Below are 22,981 nucleotides of genomic sequence, written 5' to 3'. Positions count from 1 at the left end.
GAGAAAAGGGTATGACAGTTTACTCTATTTGATTTTTGCTTTTAATCTAGGTCTAATTGTAGTTATTTGTGGGGTAAATCTTCAAAAAGGTGAGGATAATCATGCTAGTAAAACGCCAAGCAGTCATTGTATGGTTCCACCAAATGAAACATGTCAAGCATTTAAAACGATATGGTCATTTGATTCATGTATCGAAAAAGCTTAAATATGCCATTATTTATGTTAATCAAGAAGAATTAGACGAAGTAATGGCTGCATTATTGAAATTATCTTACGTTACAGAGGTAGAACCATCATATAAGCCTTTTATCAAAACAGAGTTCGAGAGTACGTCAATTGATAAGGCTAAAGAATATGATTATAAGATGGGTATTTAATACCTATAGAATAAAAAAAACCTGCAACCAACTGTTGCAGGTTCTTTTTATTTTCTATCAGAAAATAAAAAGAAAAGGGAGAGGAGAAACCGGAGGAAGAACTTATGGGGAAATGTAAGTCTTCTCCGAATTAAGCAACCAATAGTTGCTCTACTAAAAGTTTGGACAATTTTTTTAAAAATATACATCAGTATTTGAGTAAAAGATTGAATGCGTGCTATAGTAAGATAGATTCACGCTAGAAAGAAGGTAATAATTTGAGAGTTATTGCAGGAAAATATAAAGGGCACCGTATTCAAGCAGTTCCAAATAAGTTAACACGTCCAACGACGGATAAAGTAAAGGAAGCATTGTTCCAGATAATTGGTCCATTTTTCGATCAAGGAATTTGTTTAGATCTTTTCGCTGGTAGTGGAGCACTTGGTATTGAAGCGATAAGTAGAGGGATGGAAAAGGCTATTTTTGTTGATAAACAGCCTAAAGCGATTTCTGTTATCCATACAAATGTTCGACAGCTAGGAATCGATTCACAAGTTGAGATTTATCGTAACGATGCCTTACGGGCACTTAAGGCAATAAAGAAACGGGAATTAAAGCTAGATATGATTTTTCTAGATCCACCATACCAAAAAATACCATATGAAAAGATTTTAAACGAAATAAACTTATATAACCTGTTAAAAGATAAAGGTATCGTCGTTTGCGAACATGACGTTTACTATTCCTTCCCATTACCGATCAAAGGATATCAAGTCGAGAAACAAGATAATTATGGCAATACGACGGCAATTACCATTTTAAGAAAGGATGACTAAACATATGACTAAACTAGCTATTTATCCAGGAAGTTTTGATCCAATTACGAATGGTCATTTAGACATTATACAACGAGGTGCAAAGATTTTTGATCAAGTAATCGTAACAGTTTTTAATAATCAATCGAAAACCCCTCTATTTACTGTAGAGGAAAGAGTGGAGTTATTGAAACAGTCAACTGTCCACCTCGAGAACGTTTCAACAGATTCCTGTGCAGGACTGGTAATGGATTATGCCAAAAGTAAGAACGCTCAAGCTGTACTAAGAGGGTTACGTGCCGTTTCCGATTTCGAGTATGAAATGCAAATAACCTCAATGAACAGAAAATTAAACGAAGAAATTGAAACATTTTTTATGATGACTAATAATCAATATTCTTTTCTTAGTTCAAGTATGGTAAAGGAAGTAGCTAAGTATCATGCAGATGTCTCTGATCTTGTTCCACCCCCAGTTGATAAAGCATTGAAGGCTAAATTTAGCTAGTTTTTTTGTTGAAACATAAGGAAGAAATATATAACCAATGCCATTAGTGTAAGTGGAATACCAGTAGCTTGTAGTAAATCAAGTGAACTTTCTAAATAGTTAACTCCTTGTTGGGAGAATGTATGGATCGCACTTTTTTGTTGATAAATTGGTTGAAATAATACGATGACTACTATACAAGAAATTAATCCATGAATGAGTCGTGCAAAGAAATAGGGGCGAAAACGAATATCCGTTTCAGCAAGAATACTTGCTACTTGTGCCTGCACAGACATCCCATTAAAGGCTAAAATAAAAGACATCACAATTGCCTTCATTAACATACTGGATTTTTCGACAAGTGCAATCTCATGAGCTCCTAAGGTGATTTCAAACAACCCTGAGAGGACAGGAATCGCTAGTTCTTTTGGGAGATCAGCAAAGTTGAGAATAACTCCGATAAAATGAGAGAAAAATAGTGCAAGCTTTACTTCCTGGATAATATTAATGAGAACAGAGAATAGAATAATGAAACCACCAATTAATAGTAATGTTTGAATGGAATGAATAACTGCATCACCTAGTATTTTTCCAAATGGGCGTTTATCTTTCATTCGCGTTTGATGGAGTTTTTGGAAGGCACGTTTAATCGAAAACGGCTCTCTTATGTAGTGTTCCCTTTCATTTTTCTTATAAAATCTCATACAGATACCTACAAAGAAATTACTGATGTAATGGGTTAATGCTAAGAGTATACCTAGCTGTTGATCATGAAAAAAACCGATTGCTACAGCACCAATAATAAATAATGGATTAGATGAATTAGTGAAGCTAACTAGTCTCTCTGCTTCAATTTGGGATAGTTGTCCTTCTTGACGTAATCTTGCTGTGAATTTAGCACCTGACGGGTAACCACTTGCCATACCCATCACCCAAACAAAGCCACCAACACCTGGTACATTAAATAATGGTCGCATGAACGGTTCACATAGTACACCGATAAAATGTACGACACCAAATGCTATAAATAATTCAGCAACAATAAAAAACGGGAGTAATGAGGGAAAAACAACACCTGCCCACATTTCTAAACCTCGTTTGCTAGCACTTAACACAGTCTGCGGAAAATAAATAACGGATGCTGCAATAAATATAATAAAAGAAGCATAAATAATAGAGATGATTTTTTGCTTCAAATTGCTTCCTCCTTATTTCGACAATATTCTGTACGTAAAATGGAATAAGTAGTAAAATGAGCATGGATTGTATCCGGCTAATTTTAGGACAACCATCATTCAAGATATATGATTCTCGATAGAAATATATACTTTTATATTGATGGAGATAATGGAAGTTAAAAAAAGAAAGAGGGATTTCATGCAGGGAAAGACGCTTAGATTTACTGGTTATATCGTAGCCTTAGTAGCAATTTTTTTATTTTTCAGCTATCAGTTACCGTTTTATATACATAAACCTGGAAGTGCGGACGCTTTGAATCCAGTTGTTCAAGTAACAGATGGATATAAAAGTGAAGGGGATATGCATCTTGTGACAATTCAAGGAGGGCAAGCTACTCCTTTTCAATACTTATTAGCTAAAGTGAGAGACTATCATGAAATTCTGCCAATTGAGGAAGTGTTGCCAGAAGGGATGTCTAATGATAGTTATCATCAGCTACAATTAATGATGATGGAAAGCTCCCAAGAAGCGGCTACCGTAGTTGCTTATCAAGCAGCAAATCGTGAGATCGATATTGAATATGAGGGAGTGTATGTCGTATCCGTGTTAGAAGGAATGCCTGCTGAAAAAATATTAAAGCCAGGAGATAAGATCATAGAAATCGATCATGATCAAATCCAAGAAGCGGATGACCTTATCCAAGCTGTTACTAGTAAACAACCTGGGGATACTATACAGTTAAAAATTCAACGAGATGGAAAAGAATTTAACGAGAAAATAGAATTAGTAAAAATGGAAGAGCTAGATGGAAAACCGGGAATTGGAATTCAGTTAGTCACTAATCGAGAAGTCACAGAAAAACCAGCAGTCAACTTCTCAAGTGGAGATATAGGAGGTCCAAGTGCTGGATTAATGTTTTCTTTGGAAATCTATGATCAGTTAACAGAGGAGGACATGACACATGGCTTTCAAATCGCAGGAACAGGTGAGATTGATTATGATGGCAATGTTGGGAGAATTGGCGGAATTGACAAAAAGGTGGTAGCAGCCGATCGTGCCAATAGTGATATTTTCTTTGCACCAAATGAAAATGGCAGAGATAACTCCAATTATCAAGTGGCAAAAAAAGTTGCAGAAGAGATAGGTACAGATATGAAAGTTGTTCCAGTTGATCACTTCAAGGATGCAGTAGAATATTTAGAAAATCTCTCCAATTGATATATCTTTACACAAGATTACAGCCGATAAGGAGGCATGTAATCTTGTGCTATTTGTTCTTGTTGGCTTTGTATTGGCAATATGCTGTAATAAGCGGCTGCTAATCGCTCATCAAGCAAATGATTAGGATATGGCTTCTTTATACTCGTGTAAACAGATGCCGAGATTTGCTTTTTATTTTGATTTAAATATTGCTGTCCTACAGAAGACATGGCTAATATACGAATTGGCTCCATTTCGGTATGGATCTTTGCAATAATCTCTTGTTTTGTGGTATTGGTAAGTATATGTGTACAAACCCGTTGAAGACTTGTCCAAGTATAACGCTTCGTTTTTATTGCTTTCATAAAGCTCTCAAATGATATAGCTTCCTTCGCTGCATTTATTAATCGATGCTCGAGACCTTCCACCACACCATGAATTCCGCTTATTTCGTCAGCCGTCATTGTTAGAATTCGATATCTTAACAACGGGAAGTATTTTTCCCAATCATGCCAATAGCTATGATCTTTTTTATATTCTAATAAAATCCTTCTTGTTGTATTAGGAATGGTAGTTTTTAATATTTTGTCAGGGAGCTTCTCTTTTAACAATTCGTTACGAATACTTGTTGCACTAGCAATTGGCTCCGAAATCACTTGATCATGGTAGTCGTTTTGGATCCTTTGAATGGTAAGTGGTGTAATAGAGCGATCAATTTCGTTAATGCTGTGTACATATTGAAACCCGAGTATATTATTTGGTTTCGCAATATCAACAGGGAGATCTTTTCCACCAATCCGATAGAAGGCCTTTTCGTGAGCCTTAGGATAAGAATTTCCTTCTGTTAAGGCTTGTTTGAAATAGGTTATATAAGTATCTTGATGGTTGCTCAGAAGCCCTAGTATTTGGTTAAATCCTGCAATGTCACCATGCTCGCTACCAAAACAAACAGAGTGGACTTTTAGTGCACTTAGTAACGTAATAGCTCCTTTTGCAAATAATTCACTATGCTGAACTGCATAATAGTATGGCAATTCGACAACAAGGTCAATCCCTTGTTCAACAGCTATCTTTGCTCTCGAGAATTTGTCGATAATAGCAGGCTCACCCCGTTGCAGAAAATTTCCACTCATGACTGCAATCGTACAATCTGCATTGGATATTTCCTTCGCCTTTCGCGCATGATAAAGATGACCATTATGAAAAGGATTGTATTCTACAATCAAACCACAAGCCTTCATGATAACCTCCCTAAACTTTTGCAATAACCACTCAATATTGTTAAAGTGGAATATATAGGAATTAAGATAATTCTTGTCGATAGTATATCATAGAGGGAAGTCTGTTGGAAAAACTTTTTACCGCCAAGCATCGAGGTGGTGGCCTTTACGCCCTCTATTCGGGTACGTGAATTTTTTAGATTCCTGTTGTGTAAAGAAAAAACATTGACAAATTAGTAATTTCCTTTTAAAATATTTCTTGTTGCCTTGAGGTGATTCATATCAAAATTTATTTACAAAAATTAAAGCAATCCCATGGTGAACCAATGGAGTTTGAAGAAGTTGTGAATATTTCAGATATCGTTCAATTAGATAATGATATTAGAGAAATAACCCCTGTAAAAGTGAAAGGTTTTGCTAAATTAGACGGCACAGAAGTAATGTGTGATTTTACGATCAAAGGTGAGATGATTTTACCATGTGCTAGAACTTTAGTGGATGTGCCATATGATTTTTCTATTCATGTTATTGAAAATTTTTCAACTTCCCCTTATCAGCAAGATGATGAGGTACATGTGATTGACTCAGAGGTGCTTGACTTAGTACCATACATCAAGGAAAATGTATTATTAGAAACACCTTTTCGGGTATTTGCTAGCAGAGATGAGCTGGAAGCAAATACGATAGAAGAAGGTGACGGCTGGACACTGATTACAGAAGAGGAACAAACGAAAAAGGTGGATCCTCGGTTGGAGAAGTTAAAAGCCTTATTAGATGACAACAGTAAAGATGAAGATAGTAAAGGATAGTTCCTTGCTTTGCTTAAAGGAGGTGTAATGCATGGCAGTACCTAAGCGCAGAACTTCAAAAAAAGTTAAAAACCAACGACGTACTCATAAAAAATTATTCGTACCTGGTATGGTTGAATGTTCTAACTGTGGTGAACTAACAAAGCCACACCATGTATGCAAATCTTGTGGACATTATGATGGAAAACAAGTTGTAGAACAATAATAATTCCTAAAATAGTGTGTGTAACTTTATAAGTTGCTCACACTATTTTTTTATCGATTCGAGTCTATCTCTTCTATTAATTGCATACATTGATAGCAGAAATATAGAGGAGGTGGATGAATGCAAGGACATCGTCAGGATGCGTGGACAAAGGATGAGGACATATTACTAGCAGAAACTGTTTTACGCTATATAAGAGAGGGGAAAACACAATTAGAGGCATTTAAGAAGGTAGGTAATATGTTATCAAGGACATCTGCAGCTTGTGGCTTTCGATGGAATGCTACATTGAGGAAGCATTATGAGGAAGCGATCCAACTAGCTAAGAGTAACCGTAAAAAGCTTTCCATGTCTGAAGAACCATTTTTTGATAAGGCAGAAACTGATTTACCGAATATTTCCGCATTAATTCATTCATTAGAAAAATTATCTTCCTATTATCAAAAAAGTGACATTACCGAAAAGCTTACATTGCTAAAGAAGGAAAATGATCTCTTGAAGGAACAATTAGAAGAATGTAATCAAGTGTTTCAAGAGATTGAAGCCATTATGGACAAATGGAGAAAAAAAGGGAAAAATCATTGATTAATAGAAGGCAATGAGTGGGAAGCTTAATTTTCATTCAGAAAAGTATAAATGATAGCAAGTGAAGAATTACAATGTAGCAGAATATTCTTGAGAAAATATGTAATGGTATGCGTTAAGTAGGGAACTTCATCTGATTATTGGATGAGGTTCTTATTCCTTTATCGAATTTTAAAACCCTATTCTAAAACAAAATGTGTGCGTTTAGAGAATGGATTATGTAAAATACTAATGAATTACTACAGTTTATAATGATAATAAAAGGAGCCTGTTATCGATGCATATCGAACCAATTAGACTCAATTCTAATAATAAATTCCTCCAAGACTACAAGAAACAGTCTGATGAATTGATGAAATATTTTGATTATTTACCATATGATAAGGATGTATATACACAACGTGTCCAAGATTTGAAAGAAAGAACGTTCGATAGAGATGGTTTAGCTAATGTGTTAAAAACGCTTAATAAAAGGTGGAATGGATCTAATGCTACCTTTCAAAATATCGAAATGTTGAAAAATGAAGAAAGTGTTGTCGTTATAGGGGGGCAACAAGCTGGACTATTATCAGGCCCACTTTACACAATACATAAAATTATCTCAATCATTCAGTTCGCTAAAGAACAAGAGCAAAAATTGAATATACCGGTTATTCCCGTCTTTTGGATTGCGGGAGAAGATCACGATTATGATGAAGTGAATCATGTTTTTTTGGCAGATCACCTTAAATGGAACAAAGTTGTTTTAGACAATCAAGGCTCTGAAAAAGCTTCGGTTTCTCATCGAAACTGGAACAAACAAGAAGCCCAACGTTGGCTCGATGAGGTGTTCCACTTTCTTGATGAGACTGCTTATACGAAGGATTTATATGCAAGACTAGTATCGTTTTTAGAAAAATCTGTCACGCTTGTAGACTTTTTTGCGAATTTCATTCATGATTTATTTAAAGCTTCGGGAATTGTGTTGATTGATTCTGGTGATGCTTTAGTTAGAAAGCTAGAGTCTCGTTATTTTCAAGAACTTATTCAACAACAGTCTCCTATAAGTGAAGGGGTTTATACTGCTTTAAACCAGCTTAGACAAAAAGGCTATCCAATCTCTGTTGATGTTGAAGCGAATGATGGGCATCTATTCTTTCACAACCAAAATGAACGGATTTTATTAAAACGGGAAAACCAAGATTGGGTAGGCAAAAATTATGAATATCAGTTGTCAGAAGCTGAAATTTTGGAAATTGCGCACTCTAATCCAGAGAAGCTAAGCAATAATGTTGTAACAAGACCTATTATGCAGGAAAAGCTCTTTCCTACATTAGCATTTCTAGGCGGACCAAGTGAGGTGGCTTATTGGTCTATTCTGAAGCCAGCTTTCCATTCAGTGGCAATAAAAATGCCTCCCGTTTTACCACGTGTATCGATCACATTTATGGAACGAAAAGTACAAAAGCTATTAAATAAATATGGCATATCTGCCTCTAGCGCGATAGAGTACGGTATCTCTAAGGAAAAACAAAATTGGATAGCCCAACAAGCAAACCCTCCCGTTTCCTTATTAGGAGAGCAATTAAAATCTGTCATAGCTGAGGCGCACCAACCAATTAGGAGTTATGCTAAAACTGTTCAAGATGATTTAGGAATGTATGCAGAAAAGAATTTACAATATCTGTTTGATCATGTTGACCAATTGACCCATCGAATAGAAAAGCAAATTGCAGGTAAGTATGAGATTAATCTTAAAGAGTATGATTATATTCAATTACATGTACGTCCACAAAATGGCTTACAAGAACGAATATGGAATATTATTTATTTTCTAAATCATTATGGAGATTCGATCATATCTGAACTAACGACGAATCAGATCAAAGTAAATGACCAGCATTATATTGTGTATATATAGGTATTCAATAAAAAATAGAGCTAGCCTTTGCTAGCTCTATTTTTTATTGCTCAAAAGTGGATTTTACGACTATAAAAAATTGGAAGGACAATTTTTGAAATAATAGTGGTACAAAGTGGGGGATTGTGGTACGATAAGGTAAGAAGGTGGGGTGGCCTAACATGTTCATGGGGGAATATCAACATAACATTGATAATAAAGGTAGAATTATCGTTCCTTCCAAGTTCCGAGATAACCTTGGGGAACAATTTGTGATTACTCGTGGACTGGATCAATGTTTATTTGCCTATCCAATGGACGAATGGCGCCTGCTTGAAGAGAAATTAAAAAAACTACCCCTCACCAAAAAAGATGCAAGGGCCTTTACGCGCTTCTTCTTCTCAGGGGCAGTGGAATGCGAGATTGATAAACAGGGCAGAATAAATATTCCTGCACCTTTAAGAAAATACGCACAAATTGAAAAAGAATGTTCTGTTATTGGGGTTTCCAATCGTGTAGAATTCTGGTCTGCATCGAAATGGAATGAATTTGTTGACGAATCAGAAGAGTCGTTCGCGGAAATAGCAGAAAACATGTTGGATTTCGAAATGTAAAGCAAGAAAAGAGGTGACCTTTTGTTTGAACATTATACCGTGCTAAAAAAGGAAACAGTGAATAGCTTACATATTAAACCTGATGGAACATACGTCGATTGTACATTAGGTGGCGGTGGACATTCAGAATATTTATTACAACAGCTGAATGAAAAAGGGAAATTGATCGCCTTTGATCAAGATCAACAGGCAATAGATGCTGCAAAGGAAAGGCTCCAACCTTTTATAAATCAAATTTCTTTTGTGAAACGTAATTTTAGATTTTTGGAGGAGGAGTTATCCAAATTAGCTATACCAAATGTAGATGGGATATTATTTGATCTAGGTGTTTCCTCCCCACAACTGGATCAGGAAGAGAGAGGCTTCAGTTATCAGCACAATGCCCCATTAGATATGAGAATGGATAGAGAGCATGGATTAGATGCATATACCGTTGTAAACGAATGGAGCTATGAAGAACTTGTTTCTATTTTCTTCCGATACGGTGAGGAGAAATTCTCAAAGCAAATAGCAAGGAAAATAGAAGCAAAAAGACAAGAAAAACCAATCGAGACTACATATGAATTAGTGGATATTATTAAAGAAGCAATACCAGCACCTGCAAGAAGAAAAGGCGGTCACCCTGCCAAACGTATCTTTCAAGCTATTCGAATTGCTGTGAATGATGAACTTACTGCCTTTCATGAAGCTATCGAACAAGCTGGCAGGCTATTAAAAGTAAACGGAAGAATATCGGTCATTACATTTCATTCTCTTGAAGATCGTATCTGCAAACAAATTTTCAAAAAGTGGAGTAAGGCACCAGATCTTCCAAAAAATTTACCTATAATACCAGAGGAACATCAGCCTTCTTTTCGATTAGTGACTAGAAAGCCAATTATAGCTTCAGATGAAGAATTGACAGAAAACAGAAGAGCTAGATCAGCAAAGCTTAGGGTTATAGAAAAAATAAAGTAGTTGAATTCGAAACTATTTAGGAGAAGGGTGGAACAAAAATGAGCACACAACATGCAAGAAATTTTCAAAATCACGAAACTTGGAAAGAGCATCAACAGACGAAGCAACCCAATATTGTACGCAAAAGAGTAGCCGTTCAGAAGCGATGGATTACTCGTGGGGAAAAGTTTTTGTACTCTTTATTTGCTTTCGGATTATTACTAGGACTTGCCTACATGGTTTATTTTAGCTCACACATCGATCAATTAAACCGTAACATCCAAACAATGAATACGGAGATAAGTCAACAAACTTCTTTAAATCAAAATTTATCTTATGAAGTAAAGGAATTAAGTCAACCAGATCGCATCATTGCTAATGCCAAAAAACACGGCCTGGAAATTCAAAATGCTAAAGTGAAGCAAGCAAGTGAAGTAGCAGAATAGGTGAAAAGAATATGAAAAAAAAGAGTACAGAAATAATGCCTCTTCTTTGGATATGTCTATTTTCTATTGCCTTTTTGATTATTGTAGGGAGATTTGTGTATATCCAAGCAACTGGTGAAGTGAACGGAGTAGATATTAAGAAATTAGCTGCTGAGAAGAGAACAAATGAATATACAATTCCTGCTAAAAGAGGGACGATTTATGATCGAAAAGGAATGGCTTTAGCACAGGAGCATATTGTCTATCGTTTGTATGCAGTCTTGGATGAGAAGTATACTACAAATGAAGACGAGCCAAGACATGTCATAGATATCCAGACTACTGCTGCGAAGTTAGCTCCACATCTTGATTTGGAAGCTAGCGAAATTGCTAAAATCTTAAAAAATGGAAAAGAAGATGATAGGTTTCAGGTTGAATTTGGTTCCAATTCTAGGGAGTTAAATCAAGAACAAAAAGATGATATAGCAGCACTAGATCTACCTGGAATATATTTTATGGAGGAACCGATTCGCTTCTATCCAAATGGAACCTTCGCGTCCCATACCATTGGGTTAACAGACAAACAAGATAATAATATTATCGGGATTAGTGGAGTAGAAGGGTCCATGGATGAATATTTAACAGGGGAAAGTGGAAGTATTTCTTACCAAAGAGATAAATTCAACGTGAAACTTCTTAACCCAAATGAGATTATTAATAAAGCAGATGATGGAGACAATGTTTACTTAACTTTGGATCAAAAAATTCAAACATTACTAGAGGACTCCTTAACAGAAGTAGTAAAAGAATATAATCCTGAACGAGTGACAGCAATTGTTATGGACCCAAAAACAGGTGAGGTCTTGGCAATGGGGAATCGACCGAGCTTTAATCCAAATAATCTAGGCGATGTCCAAAATTGGTACAATGACGCTATAGCCAATCCATTTGAGCCTGGTTCAACAATGAAAATATTCACCTTGGCTTCAGCTATTGAGGAAGGTGTTTGGAATCCAGATGAGAAATTTAAGTCAGGAAAATACAAAGGTGGAGAAAATATTACTGCGATTCGTGATCATAACTGGACTGGGTGGGGAAATATCTCCTATTTAGAGGGGATTCAGCGATCCTCTAACGTAGCTGCTGCTAAATTAGCCTATGAAAAAATCGGATCTGAAAAGTTTTTACATTACTTAAAGGCATTTGGATTTGGAGAAAAAACTGGAATTGACCTTCCTGGGGAAGTTTCCGGGAGCATTCTGTATAACTATCCGATAGAACAAATAACGACAGCATTTGGACAAGGGACAACCACAACCCCTATACAACTAATGCAGGCTGCTACTGCGGTTGCTAATAATGGAAAAATGTTAAAACCGTACATTATTAAAGAAATAAAGGATGCGGAATCAGGTGAAACGATTTCGAAAGGTGTAAGCGAGGTCGTCGGACAGCCTATTTCAAGCGAGACAGCAAAAAAGACATTGAAAATTTTAGAAACAGTCGTTACTTCAAAAGTAGGTACAGGTTATAATCGATACAACTTGGATGGATATTCTGTCGCAGGAAAGACAGGAACAGCACAAATCCCTGATCCTGAAACAGGTAGATATTTAACGGGAAGAGAAAACTATGTATTTTCCTTCTTAGGTATGGCTCCTGCTGATAATCCAGAACTTATGATGTATGTTTCTGTAAAGCAACCAGAGCTAGAGGATGATGAACCAGATTCTGCACCATCTTCCTTTATATTTAGAAATGTAATGGAAAATAGTTTGCGGTACTTAAATATTGACGCAGATAAAGAAAAAACAGATCCTGTTAATGTAATAGAAGTGCCCGAATGGAAAAATAAGTCAACAAGTGAGCTGACGGAAAGTCTTGACTCCCTTGGTGCAACCTATGAGGTAATTGGAGACGGGAACAAAATCATGGATGTAAGTGTTAATGCTGGTGAACAAATTACACCAATTCAAAAAATATTTATTGTTACAGATCAACCTAAAATACCAGATCTTACAGGTTGGTCAAGAAGAGAAGTTTTAGTACTTCGTGATATGTTAGGATTTAATTTAGATTGGTCCGGTGAGGGCTATGTCGTGAAACAAAGTATAGCTAAAGGGAAACCTATTACGAGTCAAGATACTTTAACGATAGAATTATCGGAGCCAAAAAAAGAAAGTAGTAATAAAGAAGAAGAAAGCTAATTGAGAATGATCACAGTGTTCTATTCATTTTGATTCACACATATATTGGGACAAAAAGTTTCTTTTTGCTAAAGGAGATTTGCTATGAAGCGTATTACCAATATGGTGGTTCAAAAGCGAATTGTCACTGTGTTTCTTTTTGCGATTATCGTCTTATTAATCATCCTATTTCGCCTAGGATTCGTGCAGTTTATTTGGTCCGATTTTCTTATCGGACAAGCAGAGGAGCTATGGAGCAGAGATATTGTCTTTGAGCCAGAAAGAGGGCAAATTCTAGATACGAATAAGGAAGTGTTAGCAGAAAACGTTTCTGCGCCCACAGTAATGGTTGTGCCTCGGCAAGTAACGGAACCAGAAAAAACGGCAAGAGAGCTTGCTAAAGTGTTAGATATGGATTATGAATCTGCATTGGATTATGTTACTAAAATGGAGAGAATCGTAAAAATTCCGGAAGGTAGAAAAATATCCGAGGAAAAAGCTGTCGCAGTACAATCACTAAACTTAGAGGGTGTCTATATAGCCGAAGATTCCATAAGACACTACCCTAATGGTGATTATTTATCACACGTCTTAGGTTTTAGTGGGATAGACAATCAGGGATTAACAGGATTAGAGCTATTCTATGATGATCAGCTAAGTGGTAAAGAAGGTAGCTTGTCATTTTATAGTGATGCAAAGGGGATGCGTTTGCCTCAAATGGCTGATAAGTATACACCTCCTGAGGATGGGGCTCACCTACAGCTAACAATCGATGACCGTGTTCAAACTATCATAGAAAGAGAATTAGATATTGCTGTTGAAAAATTTAATCCTGATAGCGCCATTGCAATTGCCGTCAATCCGAATGATGGAAGTGTGTTGGGTATGTCATCAAGACCCTCATTTGATCCAGCAAACTATCAAGAAATCGATCCAGAGGTGTACAACCGTAATTTACCGATATGGAGTACTTATGAACCGGGATCTACCTTTAAAATTATAACACTTGCAGCGGCGTTGGAAGAACAAAAGGTAGATCTATTAAAGGATACGTATAACGATGATGGGAGTATTGAGGTTGGTGGAACTCACTTGCATTGCTGGAAAAGTGGCGGGCATGGTCATCAAACCTTTTTGGAGGTTGTCCAAAACTCATGTAACCCTGGATTTATCGTTCTCGGACAAAAATTAGGCAAAGAGAAGCTATTCTCCTACATTGAAGATTTTGGATTTGGTAGTAAGACAGGTATTGATTTACAGGGAGAAGCAAGTGGGATCCTATTTGATCTGGAAAATGTAGGACCAGTAGAACTAGCGACAACTTCCTTTGGGCAAGGAGTATCCGTCACTCCTATTCAGCAGGTTATGGCCGTTTCGGCTGCGGTTAATGGAGGTTATTTATATGAGCCATACGTTGCAAAGGCATTGTTAGATCCAGTAACGGGGGAAGTTCTCGACGAAAATGAACCAATATTAAAAAGAAGAGTAATCTCCACTGAGACTTCCAAGGAAGTTCGTAATGCCTTAGAACATGTTGTAGCGTTAGGAACTGGTAGAAATGCTTATGTTGAAGGGTACCGAGTTGGAGGGAAAACTGGTACTGCTCAAAAAGTAGGGGAAAACGGACAGTATATGGAGAATAATTATGTTGTATCCTTTATAGGGTTTGCCCCAGCGAATGATCCAGAAATTGTAGTATATGTTGCCATTGATAATCCTAAAGGAGCCGTTCAGTTTGGTGGAGTGGTGGCTGCACCAATAGTTGGAACGATAATTGATGACAGCTTACGAGCATTAGATGTTCCAAAGCAAAAGAATGGAGTCGAGAAAAAATACCAATGGCCAGAAAATCCAAAGATTGAAGTACCTGAGTTAATTGGTATGAAAAAGTCAGAACTTCCAGAATATATGATATCTCTTCAAATTGAAACTTTAGGGGAAGGAGACTATATTATTGATCAAGCACCAAATGCAGGAGAAAAGGTAGAGGAAGGTAGTAAAATACGTATAGTGCTTGGGGATAAATAGTTACAAAGATTTATCGATATGTGACAGAAGTTTTGGTATAATATTATAGTTGTGGATAAAGGAATAGAAAGTAAGGTGACAAATGATGATCAATGTAACTGCATTACTTAAAAATGTACCTAATTATACATGCAATCATAATATCGATGAAATAATGATAACAAGTGTGGAGAAGGACAATCGTGAGGTAAAGAAAGGTTCACTATTTGTTTGTATAAAAGGCTTTACGGTTGATGGACATGATTTTGCTCAATCAGCAGTAGAAAATGGAGCTACTGTAATTGTAGCAGAAAAAGAACTAGACGTGGACATACCTGTAGTTAGAGTATCAAATACGGATCTGGTTTTACCAATACTTGCCAATGCTTTTTTTCAACACCCTACACAAAGATTGAAATTAATCGGGGTTACTGGCACGAATGGAAAAACCTCTGTTACACATTTAATTGATGAAATATGTAAAAAAAATCAGCAACAAACGGGTATTATTGGAACAATAGAGATGCGAATTAACGATCAAGTTTACCCAGTGAAGAATACAACACCTGATGCACTATTTTTACAAAAAAGCTTTCATCAAATGGTTACAGAAAAGGTAGATACGGCTATCATGGAAGTATCCTCACATGCTTTAGACCAAGGTAGAGTGCACGGTTCAGAATTTGATATAGCAGTATTTACAAACCTAACGCAAGATCATCTGGATTACCATCCAACGATGAATCATTATTTATTCGCAAAGAGCTTATTATTTGCTCAATTAGGCAATCACTATGAGGTAGATAAAAACAAATATGCCATTATCAACATGGATGATAAAAATAGTGAATTTATTATCAAAGCAACAGCACAGCCAGTTGTAACATATGGTATTGAGATGCAAGCTGACTTTAGGGCTGAAAATATCGTACTTCGAGCAAATGGTGTCAGCTTTGACATGAAAACACCTGAAGGTATCGTTAAAATAAATAGTAAGCTAATGGGATTATTTAGTGTCTACAATATGCTAGCTGCCTCAGCAGCTGCTTTTTACAGTGGGGTACCATTACCACTAATTCAAGAGGTATTAGCAGAAACAAATGGAGTAAATGGAAGATTTCAACCAATTGAGAATGATTTAGGTATTGGTGTCATTGTTGATTATGCTCATACTCCAGACTCTTTGCAAAATGTTTTAACAACCATAAAATCATTCAGTAAAGCGAAGATCTATGTTGTGGTAGGCTGTGGTGGCGACAGGGATAGAACAAAACGACCAATAATGGCTTCTGTTGCATGTCAATTAGCAGATCAAGCTATTTTTACGTCAGATAATCCTCGTTCGGAGGATCCACTAGCGATTATTAAAGATATGGAAAAAGGATTAAATGCTGACAATTATCAAGTGGTTGTTGATCGAGAGGAAGCAATAAAAGAAGCAATACACTCTGCTAATGAAGGTGATGTCATTCTCATAGCTGGTAAGGGACATGAAACATATCAAATTATCGGTGAAGAGGTATTAGATTTTGATGATGCAGAAATAGCACAGCGTATTTTGACAAATCTTACACGTGGTTAACTTCCTCGATTAATTAGTAATTTAGTTGGGAACATCCTAAAGGGTTTCATTATTCATGAACAGGAATGATGATGCTTTTGTAGGGTATGTAAGTGGATTGGAGAGAACATAGATGAGTGAATATACTTTTTTAATTACAATAGCTATAGCATTTTTGATTACAGTCTTACTATCCCCTATTTTTATCCCTTTTTTAAAGAGATTAAAATTCGGACAGAGCATTCGAGAGGAAGGTCCTAAATCACACCAAAAGAAATCGGGAACACCGACAATGGGTGGATTAATGATTATTCTTAGTATTGCAATTACAAGTATAATCGTAACCTTAAAGGTAAATAGTGGTTGGAACTTCGAGATTAGCCTTTTACTTTTAGTGCTATTAGGGTTTGGTCTATTAGGTTTTCTGGATGATTTTATTAAAGTGGTTATGAAACGAAATTTAGGTCTTAACTCTAAGCAAAAGCTATTAGGGCAAATTATCATTTCGATCATTTTTTATGTGGTGTTAAAACAACAAGATTTTCCGACAAATATTTCTATTCCAGGAACAGAATTAAATATTGAACTAGGTTGGTTTTATGCTGTTTTCATTATTATTATGTTAGTGGGTTCCTCTAATGCCGTCAATTTAACAGATGGGTTAGATGGTTTACTTGCAGGTACAGCGGCAATAGCTTTCGGAGCTTTTGCCATTTTAGCATGGTATGGTACACCAAATCTTACGGTTACCTTGTTTGCTCTAAGTGCAGTGGGCGCATTGCTAGGATTTCTTGTGTTTAATGCCCATCCAGCTAAAGTATTTATGGGAGACACTGGATCATTAGCACTTGGTGGAGTTATTGCAGCAATTGCAATTCTGCTAAAACTGGAAGTCCTTCTTGTCATCATAGGTGGTGTATTCGTTATTGAAACATTATCTGTTATCATTCAAGTCATTTCTTTTAAAACAACTGGTAAGCGTGTGTTTCGAATGAGCCCATTACATCATCATTATGAATTAAAAGGCTGGACTGAATGGAGAGTTGTTACAACATTTTGGGCAGTTGGAATTCTATTTGCTATATTAGGTATTTATATTGAGGTGTTGACATCATGAGAAAACTAAAAAAGTTCCCTTATCAAAGTGTGCTCGTACTAGGATTAGCTAAAAGTGGTACTGCTGTTGCAAAACTACTAAATAGAAATGGCATAAAGACGATAGTAAATGATTTAAAGGCAGTAGAATCTGATGCCCATGTTCAAGAACTACAAAATCTAGGTATGGAAATCATCTTAGGAGAGCATCCTCTCTCCTTATTAGATGGTATTGACGTAATTATAAAAAACCCAGGAATACCATATGAGAACCCCCTAGTTCGTCAAGCTACGGAACGAGGACTACCTGTTCTTACAGAAATTGAATTACTCTATTATTTTGAACTGGATTCATTAGTTGGAATTACGGGATCGAATGGAAAAACGACGACTACGACCCTGATTTACGAGATGTATAAACAAGATCGTCGTAAAGTAGAGGTTGCTGGTAATATTGGACTGGTAGCATCAGAGGTAGCAGAAACCATAGAGGACGGTGCAGCATTAGTTGTAGAGCTTTCATCCTTTCAATTGTTAGGAACTCAATGTTTTAAACCTAGTATTTCAGTTGTGCTAAATCTTTTCGAAGCACATCTAGATTATCATCATACGCTAGATCATTATATGGAGGCAAAGTCGAACATTTTTAAAAACCAATCAACAGGTGATTTTCTTGTATACAATGCCGACGACCAAATGGTAGAATTAATGGTTCAACAGGCAGAGACTAACTTAGTTCCGTTCAGTACGAAGGAGCAATTAGATAATGGTACATATAGTGATGGGATAGCACTTTATTATAAAAATGAAAAAATAATAGAGATTGAGAAAATAGCATTGGTTGGTGAGCATAATATTGAAAATATCTTGGCAGCAATAGCAGTGGCAAAGCTGGAAGGTATCTCTAATGAGGCAATAAAATCTGTACTTACTACCTTTACTGGAGTATCGCACCGATTGCAATTTGTAGACAATATCGAAGGTAGACTTTTTTACAATGATTCTAAAGCAACGAACATCCTTGCAACCTCCAAAGCATTACAGTCTTTTCAACAACCTACAATATTGTTAGCAGGTGGATTAGACAGAGGGAACGAGTTTGATGATTTGACACCCTATTTAAAAAATGTAAAAAGTTTCGTCCTTTTTGGAGAAACAGCACCAAAATTAAAAGCACTTGCTGAGAAAATTGGTCTGGAAAGTATTGCAACTGTAAATAATATGGAAGAAGCCGTTAAGGAAGCGTTCAAGCTTTCAGAAGAAGGAGATGTTATTCTATTATCACCAGCCTGTGCTAGCTGGGATCAATACAAAACATTTGAAGAGAGAGGAAACATGTTTGTAGAGTCTGTGCATAAATTATAGTAGGGGCATGTCTACTATAATTAAGCTTCATTGACTTTCAATCAACATAGCCCCAAGATCTATAATGATTTGGGGGTTTTTTTATGCAAAATACTGTCCAAGCAAATAAACAGTCAAGTGATCGTTTTCTTATTATTGTCATTTTGGCCATTTTAGCGATAGGAGTTCTTATGGTATACAGTGCTTCCTCCATTTGGGCGGAGTATAAATTTAACGACTCTTTTTACTTTTTAAAAAGACAATTACTGTTTGCGGGTATTGGCGTTATTTTTATGTTTATTGTCTCTAACATTCCTTATTTTCAATGGGTCAAGTATCGCAAATTGATCTTTATTGGATGTATCCTTCTTCTTATTGCAGTATTGATCCCTGGTATTGGGATGGTTAGAGGTGGAGCTAGAAGCTGGATAGGAATAGGTGCTTTTAGTATCCAGCCTGCTGAATTTATGAAACTAGGTATGATTTTGTTTTTAAGTGGTTATCTTGTTCATCACCAGAATACTTTAACACAATTTAGAAAAGGCTTTATTCCACCCCTTACGATGATCATTCTTTTGTTTTTATTAATTATGCTTCAGCCTGATTTAGGAACAGGTATGGTTTTTGTACTTACGAGCTTTTTATTATTGTTTGTTGCAGGAGCACGTATATTACACTTTGTATTTTTAGCTGGCTTTGGTTTGATCGGGTTTTTACTTCTAATCATTTCTGCACCGTATCGTATTAACCGAATTACTGCCTTTTTAGACCCCTGGCAGGACCCATTAGGAAATGGTTTCCAAATTATTCAATCACTCTATGCAATTGGTCCTGGTGGGTTATTTGGAGTTGGTTTTGGGAATAGTCTTCAAAAGTATTTTTATTTACCTGAACCTCATAATGATTTTATATTTGCTATTGTAGCTGAGGAGTTAGGGTTTATTGGTGGAATGTTTGTCATCTCATTATTCTTTTTATTTATTTGGAGAGGAATTTTAGTAGCTATACATGCTCCAGATCTATTTGCAAGACTGTTAGCTATTGGAATAGTTGGAATGATAGCCATTCAAGTTATGATCAATATTAGTGTTGTAATTGGTTTAATCCCAGTAACAGGGATAACTCTGCCATTTTTAAGCTATGGCGGATCTTCCTTGACACTTACCTTATGCTCAGTAGGAATATTAATTAATATTAGCAAGTATAGGAAATAAAGCGAAAAAAGCATTTGTCAACATTCTTGACAAATGCTTTTTTGATGGTTTTCACTACCTTGAGAGAATGTTTTGAAAAAAATACTATTTGATTAATTTGGATGCTTTCATGTGTACGAGGATGTGTTATAATTTTTGTGATAGCTATAATTGTTAAATACCATTCTATTAAAAAGAATGATAAAAAAGGAAGTTCAAAAATGGAAGAGAAAAGGGTAGTTTCGATTGAGGATCGTATTCCGAAACTGAAGCAAGAGCGTAGAAAAAAAGCAAATCGAAAATTAATTATTTACATAGTAATATTTTTCATTCTAATATTGGTGGGTATTTACTTACAGTCTCCATTGAGTAATATAAGTAAAATTGAAGTAGAGGGTGAGCAATTTCTAACAGAGGACGAAATTATTGAAACAAGTAAATTAGATCTTGATACCAATTTCTGGGGCACACAATCGAATAAAGTAGAAGAAGCATTACGTGATCATTCTCAAATAAAAGAAGCAGAGGTTTCAAAAAAGTTACCGGGCACGATTAAAATTGAAGTGACTGAATTAACACATATAGGCTATATGACAGTTGAACAAGTGATGTATCCTGTACTGGAGGATGGAACTATTCTGGAGCAAGTAAATAAAGAAGTGATTGATGGCAGCGTCCCTATGATTTTTCAGTTTAAAGATGCGAACAATCTTCAAAGCTTAGCTAATGAATTGAGTAAGCTGCCGAGGTATATTAGAACACTTATTTCAGAAATACATAGTGAACCATCTGATACTAATCCATATATTATAAGGTTATATATGAATGATGGCTACGAAGTAGAAACAACGGCAAGAGACTTTGCATCAAACTTGAAAACCTATCCTTCTATCGTTAGTCAATTAGAAGGAGACAAGAAAGGGGTCATTAAGATAGATGATGGAGGTGCCGTCTTTACTCCATATGATGTGAATGAAGAGGAACAAAAATTGTTGGAGGAAAAAGATGAAGAGTAGGAAGCTTATTTTTGCTTTTGTTTTCTTTGTACTTGGATTTTTGTTAACATTTAGTTATCAGTATACTAAATCCAAAAATGAAGTAACGCAACTAAGTGAAAAAGATTGGGAGCAGGATTATTACTATCGACAACAATTAATCGAATTAGAGGATAAAAATAAGCAACTAAGAAACGAGCTTGCTAATATCCGACAAGAAATACAGACACAAGAGCAGGAATTGGCTAATGAAGCGGATGTTTTAAAGGATCTAGTTGACCAGAAGCTTAATCTACAAAAGCTTGTAGGTGAGCTTTCTGTTTCAGGTGATGGGGTAGCAGTTACGTTAAGTGATTCAAGTTATATACCAGAAGAAGAGCATGCCAATCAATACATTGTGCATGACCGGCACATTCATCAGGTTGTGAACGAACTGTATAGTGCAGGTGCAAAGGCCATTGCGATAAATGGACAAAGAATCTATCGTCACAGCTCTATCTCTTGTGTTGGACCAGTAATCTCTATTGATGGAAACAACTTCCCAGCACCATTTGTCATAACAGCAATTGGAGATCAGCACACCTTAGAGGTGAGTTTAAATCTTCAGAACGGTGTAGTGGATAATCTTGTGCAAGATAATGTAGAGGTAAAACTTGAAAAAAAATCAAATATTGAGATGCTAGCAAGGGAAACGTGATGAAAATGAATCGCTTGAAAAATAAAGAAAAACTATGGATTAGTTTTATCTGTCTAATCATTGGTTTTATGATTGCCATCCTATTTGTTACTAATCAACAAACAGATCAGAGGGATACTCGAGATCTTTGGGAAATTCGTACAAGTATTAAAGAAGAACAGGAATCACAAGAAGCACTTTACAATGAAATTGCTACAGCTGAAAAGGTTCTTCAAGAATATAATGGGCAATCAGAAAATCAACAAATTTCCTCACTGAAAGAATCCATTGGTGATTTAAAGGAAAATGCTGGTTTGACTGAAAAGAAGGGACAAGGTATAACCATCAGCTTAAAACCTCTTTTTAGTAATAAGGAAAATAATCTTGAATACCCACAACTCAATGCAGAGTTACTACAGCTTTTAGTTAACGAACTCAATGATTATGGAGCGACTGATATTGCGATAGGAAATGAGCGAATCATCAATATTTCCCCAATACGTGATGTCAATAATAATGTGTATGTAAATGGAAGCTCAATCGGAGATTTGCCGACAACTATCTATGTCCTAACAAGTGATAGCAATAATTTAATCGATCATATGGAAGTTAGTGAGCTCAGAGATTATTTTGCCTTAGAAGATATACGATTAGAAATTAAAAAAGTAACCGAACTTGTATTACCAGCATATGACGCTCCTATTAATTTAGATGGGCTTAAGGTTTTGGATTCCATTGAAGAAGGTGAAGAATAGATGTGGCTGCCTGCATTGTTTTTAGTTTTGGGATTAATTCTAGGGTTTTTGACAAATATAACGATTCCTGATATATATGCCAATTATTTATCCATTGCTGTATTAGCCGCACTAGATACTCTATTCGGGGGTATAAGAGCACAACTTGAAGATAAATTCGATCAAAAGGTGTTTATAACAGGTTTCTTCTTCAATGTCTCACTTGCTGCATTCTTAGCATTCCTAGGAGTTCAGCTTGGAATTGACTTATATCTTGCTGCCATTTTTGCATTTGGTGTGAGATTGTTTCAGAACTTGGCAATAATTAGAAGATTACTATTGGAAAAGTACCGATTTATAAAAAAATAACGGTTTTTTGTCAAAAAGTGTAGAATTATCTTGGAGAATTCAATTTTCTTGATATTTTTTTCATTAAATCATGAAAAATATCGTGACATTTATTATAATAGTGTTTAACATAGT

At 35.9% G+C, this 22,981-nt stretch carries 23 protein-coding genes; 21 read left to right on the top strand and 2 right to left on the bottom strand.

Translation table 11 applies throughout. The annotated features are described in order from the left end of the window. Positions 1-101: 101 nt before the first annotated feature. The 3 genes from ACZ5N5_RS17305 (at position 102) to coaD (ending at position 1,676) form a co-directional block, all read left to right on the top strand. Positions 102-377 (top strand): YlbG family protein, encoded by a 276-nt coding sequence (locus tag ACZ5N5_RS17305; RefSeq protein ID WP_054787607.1) that lies wholly within the window; start codon positions 102-104, stop codon positions 375-377. Between the two features lie 257 nt (positions 378-634). Continuing rightward, entirely contained in the window at positions 635-1,192 is a 558-nt protein-coding gene (gene rsmD, locus ACZ5N5_RS17300) for a 16S rRNA (guanine(966)-N(2))-methyltransferase RsmD (protein ID WP_464372832.1), read from the top strand. 4 nt (positions 1,193-1,196) lie between these two features. After that, a complete protein-coding gene (gene coaD, locus ACZ5N5_RS17295) occupies positions 1,197-1,676 on the top strand; it encodes a pantetheine-phosphate adenylyltransferase (protein WP_109984501.1) in 480 nt (159 codons plus the stop codon). Here the strand turns inward: coaD and ylbJ are convergent. Further along, positions 1,673-2,851, bottom strand: a complete 1,179-nt coding sequence (ylbJ, locus tag ACZ5N5_RS17290) for a sporulation integral membrane protein YlbJ (protein WP_109984500.1) — start codon at positions 2,849-2,851, stop codon at positions 1,673-1,675. The genes coaD and ylbJ overlap by 4 nt on opposite strands. A gap of 181 nt (positions 2,852-3,032) precedes the next feature. Here ylbJ and ACZ5N5_RS17285 point away from each other — a divergent pair, with 181 nt between their 5' ends. Beyond that, a complete protein-coding gene (locus tag ACZ5N5_RS17285) occupies positions 3,033-4,052 on the top strand; it encodes a SepM family pheromone-processing serine protease (protein WP_277677812.1) in 1,020 nt (339 codons plus the stop codon). A gap of 17 nt (positions 4,053-4,069) precedes the next feature. Here ACZ5N5_RS17285 and ACZ5N5_RS17280 read toward each other — a convergent pair whose 3' ends face one another. Then, complete coding sequence (locus ACZ5N5_RS17280) at positions 4,070-5,275, bottom strand: nucleotidyltransferase (protein ID WP_054787606.1); 1,206 nt, start codon at positions 5,273-5,275, stop codon at positions 4,070-4,072. Between the two features lie 251 nt (positions 5,276-5,526). On the opposite strand from ACZ5N5_RS17280, the gene ACZ5N5_RS17275 reads away from it, so the two are divergent. The 17 genes from ACZ5N5_RS17275 (at position 5,527) to ACZ5N5_RS17195 (ending at position 22,867) form a co-directional block, all read left to right on the top strand. Beyond that, positions 5,527-6,063 carry a YceD family protein gene (locus ACZ5N5_RS17275; protein WP_342767743.1) on the top strand — a complete coding sequence of 179 codons (537 nt, stop codon included), beginning with the start codon at positions 5,527-5,529 and terminating at the stop codon, positions 6,061-6,063. A gap of 31 nt (positions 6,064-6,094) precedes the next feature. Continuing rightward, a complete protein-coding gene (gene rpmF, locus ACZ5N5_RS17270) occupies positions 6,095-6,268 on the top strand; it encodes a 50S ribosomal protein L32 (RefSeq protein ID WP_054859554.1) in 174 nt (57 codons plus the stop codon). A gap of 120 nt (positions 6,269-6,388) precedes the next feature. Continuing rightward, positions 6,389-6,853 carry an RsfA family transcriptional regulator gene (locus ACZ5N5_RS17265; RefSeq protein ID WP_109984498.1) on the top strand — a complete coding sequence of 155 codons (465 nt, stop codon included), beginning with the start codon at positions 6,389-6,391 and terminating at the stop codon, positions 6,851-6,853. Positions 6,854-7,130: 277 nt separating this feature from the next. Beyond that, positions 7,131-8,753 carry a bacillithiol biosynthesis cysteine-adding enzyme BshC gene (gene bshC / locus ACZ5N5_RS17260; RefSeq protein WP_464372831.1) on the top strand — a complete coding sequence of 541 codons (1,623 nt, stop codon included), beginning with the start codon at positions 7,131-7,133 and terminating at the stop codon, positions 8,751-8,753. A gap of 161 nt (positions 8,754-8,914) precedes the next feature. Further along, positions 8,915-9,346 carry a division/cell wall cluster transcriptional repressor MraZ gene (gene mraZ, locus ACZ5N5_RS17255; RefSeq protein WP_109984496.1) on the top strand — a complete coding sequence of 144 codons (432 nt, stop codon included), beginning with the start codon at positions 8,915-8,917 and terminating at the stop codon, positions 9,344-9,346. Between the two features lie 21 nt (positions 9,347-9,367). Then, a complete protein-coding gene (gene rsmH, locus ACZ5N5_RS17250; RefSeq protein ID WP_277677814.1) occupies positions 9,368-10,303 on the top strand; it encodes a 16S rRNA (cytosine(1402)-N(4))-methyltransferase RsmH in 936 nt (311 codons plus the stop codon). Positions 10,304-10,341: 38 nt separating this feature from the next. Further along, on the top strand, positions 10,342-10,728 hold the full coding sequence (gene ftsL / locus ACZ5N5_RS17245; protein WP_109984494.1) for a cell division protein FtsL: 387 nt from the start codon (positions 10,342-10,344) through the stop codon (positions 10,726-10,728). An 11-nt stretch (positions 10,729-10,739) separates the two neighbouring features. Further along, positions 10,740-12,914 carry a penicillin-binding protein gene (locus ACZ5N5_RS17240; protein WP_277677815.1) on the top strand — a complete coding sequence of 725 codons (2,175 nt, stop codon included), beginning with the start codon at positions 10,740-10,742 and terminating at the stop codon, positions 12,912-12,914. A gap of 84 nt (positions 12,915-12,998) precedes the next feature. Beyond that, positions 12,999-14,921: a stage V sporulation protein D gene (locus tag ACZ5N5_RS17235; RefSeq protein WP_109984492.1), complete on the top strand. Its 1,923-nt coding sequence runs from the start codon at positions 12,999-13,001 to the stop codon at positions 14,919-14,921. Between the two features lie 88 nt (positions 14,922-15,009). Beyond that, positions 15,010-16,482 carry a UDP-N-acetylmuramoyl-L-alanyl-D-glutamate--2,6-diaminopimelate ligase gene (locus ACZ5N5_RS17230; protein ID WP_425454581.1) on the top strand — a complete coding sequence of 491 codons (1,473 nt, stop codon included), beginning with the start codon at positions 15,010-15,012 and terminating at the stop codon, positions 16,480-16,482. A gap of 112 nt (positions 16,483-16,594) precedes the next feature. Next, the gene (mraY, locus tag ACZ5N5_RS17225; protein ID WP_109984490.1) at positions 16,595-17,578 is read left to right on the top strand and encodes a phospho-N-acetylmuramoyl-pentapeptide-transferase; all 984 of its coding nucleotides are present in this window, start codon (positions 16,595-16,597) and stop codon (positions 17,576-17,578) included. Further along, complete coding sequence (murD, locus tag ACZ5N5_RS17220; RefSeq protein ID WP_464372830.1) at positions 17,575-18,921, top strand: UDP-N-acetylmuramoyl-L-alanine--D-glutamate ligase; 1,347 nt, start codon at positions 17,575-17,577, stop codon at positions 18,919-18,921. Before mraY ends, murD begins: the two co-directional genes overlap by 4 nt. 83 nt (positions 18,922-19,004) lie before the next feature. Next, positions 19,005-20,114, top strand: coding sequence for a stage V sporulation protein E (gene spoVE, locus ACZ5N5_RS17215; RefSeq protein WP_277677817.1), 1,110 nt, complete (start codon positions 19,005-19,007; stop codon positions 20,112-20,114). Positions 20,115-20,314: 200 nt separating this feature from the next. After that, a complete protein-coding gene (locus ACZ5N5_RS17210; RefSeq protein WP_109984487.1) occupies positions 20,315-21,109 on the top strand; it encodes a cell division protein FtsQ/DivIB in 795 nt (264 codons plus the stop codon). Continuing rightward, entirely contained in the window at positions 21,099-21,785 is a 687-nt protein-coding gene (locus ACZ5N5_RS17205; protein ID WP_054787604.1) for a DUF881 domain-containing protein, read from the top strand. The genes ACZ5N5_RS17210 and ACZ5N5_RS17205 overlap by 11 nt, the downstream gene beginning before the upstream one ends. Continuing rightward, positions 21,785-22,519 (top strand): DUF881 domain-containing protein, encoded by a 735-nt coding sequence (locus ACZ5N5_RS17200; RefSeq protein ID WP_277677818.1) that lies wholly within the window; start codon positions 21,785-21,787, stop codon positions 22,517-22,519. The genes ACZ5N5_RS17205 and ACZ5N5_RS17200 overlap by 1 nt, the downstream gene beginning before the upstream one ends. Next, the gene (locus ACZ5N5_RS17195) at positions 22,520-22,867 is read left to right on the top strand and encodes a small basic family protein (protein ID WP_109984485.1); all 348 of its coding nucleotides are present in this window, start codon (positions 22,520-22,522) and stop codon (positions 22,865-22,867) included. The last annotated feature ends 114 nt before the right edge of the window (positions 22,868-22,981 follow it).

The sequence above is a fragment of the Gracilibacillus sp. JCM 18966 genome, assembly GCF_055392695.1.
This window is presented reverse-complemented; position numbering and strand designations above follow the sequence as displayed.

What these genes read in the sequence shown, in the direction of transcription:
- ACZ5N5_RS17305 (WP_054787607.1), top strand. Translation starts at nt 102, where the DNA reads ATGCTAGTAAAACGCCAAGCAGTCATTGTATGGTTCCACCAAATGAAA.
- coaD (WP_109984501.1), top strand. Translation starts at nt 1,197, where the DNA reads ATGACTAAACTAGCTATTTATCCAGGAAGTTTTGATCCAATTACGAAT.
- ACZ5N5_RS17285 (WP_277677812.1), top strand. Translation starts at nt 3,033, where the DNA reads ATGCAGGGAAAGACGCTTAGATTTACTGGTTATATCGTAGCCTTAGTA.
- ACZ5N5_RS17280 (WP_054787606.1), bottom strand. Translation starts at nt 5,275, where the DNA reads ATGAAGGCTTGTGGTTTGATTGTAGAATACAATCCTTTTCATAATGGT.
- rpmF (WP_054859554.1), top strand. Translation starts at nt 6,095, where the DNA reads ATGGCAGTACCTAAGCGCAGAACTTCAAAAAAAGTTAAAAACCAACGA.
- ACZ5N5_RS17265 (WP_109984498.1), top strand. Translation starts at nt 6,389, where the DNA reads ATGCAAGGACATCGTCAGGATGCGTGGACAAAGGATGAGGACATATTA.
- bshC (WP_464372831.1), top strand. Translation starts at nt 7,131, where the DNA reads ATGCATATCGAACCAATTAGACTCAATTCTAATAATAAATTCCTCCAA.
- mraZ (WP_109984496.1), top strand. Translation starts at nt 8,915, where the DNA reads ATGTTCATGGGGGAATATCAACATAACATTGATAATAAAGGTAGAATT.
- ftsL (WP_109984494.1), top strand. Translation starts at nt 10,342, where the DNA reads ATGAGCACACAACATGCAAGAAATTTTCAAAATCACGAAACTTGGAAA.
- ACZ5N5_RS17240 (WP_277677815.1), top strand. Translation starts at nt 10,740, where the DNA reads ATGAAAAAAAAGAGTACAGAAATAATGCCTCTTCTTTGGATATGTCTA.
- ACZ5N5_RS17235 (WP_109984492.1), top strand. Translation starts at nt 12,999, where the DNA reads ATGAAGCGTATTACCAATATGGTGGTTCAAAAGCGAATTGTCACTGTG.
- mraY (WP_109984490.1), top strand. Translation starts at nt 16,595, where the DNA reads ATGAGTGAATATACTTTTTTAATTACAATAGCTATAGCATTTTTGATT.
- murD (WP_464372830.1), top strand. Translation starts at nt 17,575, where the DNA reads ATGAGAAAACTAAAAAAGTTCCCTTATCAAAGTGTGCTCGTACTAGGA.
- spoVE (WP_277677817.1), top strand. Translation starts at nt 19,005, where the DNA reads ATGCAAAATACTGTCCAAGCAAATAAACAGTCAAGTGATCGTTTTCTT.
- ACZ5N5_RS17210 (WP_109984487.1), top strand. Translation starts at nt 20,315, where the DNA reads ATGGAAGAGAAAAGGGTAGTTTCGATTGAGGATCGTATTCCGAAACTG.
- ACZ5N5_RS17205 (WP_054787604.1), top strand. Translation starts at nt 21,099, where the DNA reads ATGAAGAGTAGGAAGCTTATTTTTGCTTTTGTTTTCTTTGTACTTGGA.
- ACZ5N5_RS17200 (WP_277677818.1), top strand. Translation starts at nt 21,785, where the DNA reads ATGAAAATGAATCGCTTGAAAAATAAAGAAAAACTATGGATTAGTTTT.
- ACZ5N5_RS17195 (WP_109984485.1), top strand. Translation starts at nt 22,520, where the DNA reads ATGTGGCTGCCTGCATTGTTTTTAGTTTTGGGATTAATTCTAGGGTTT.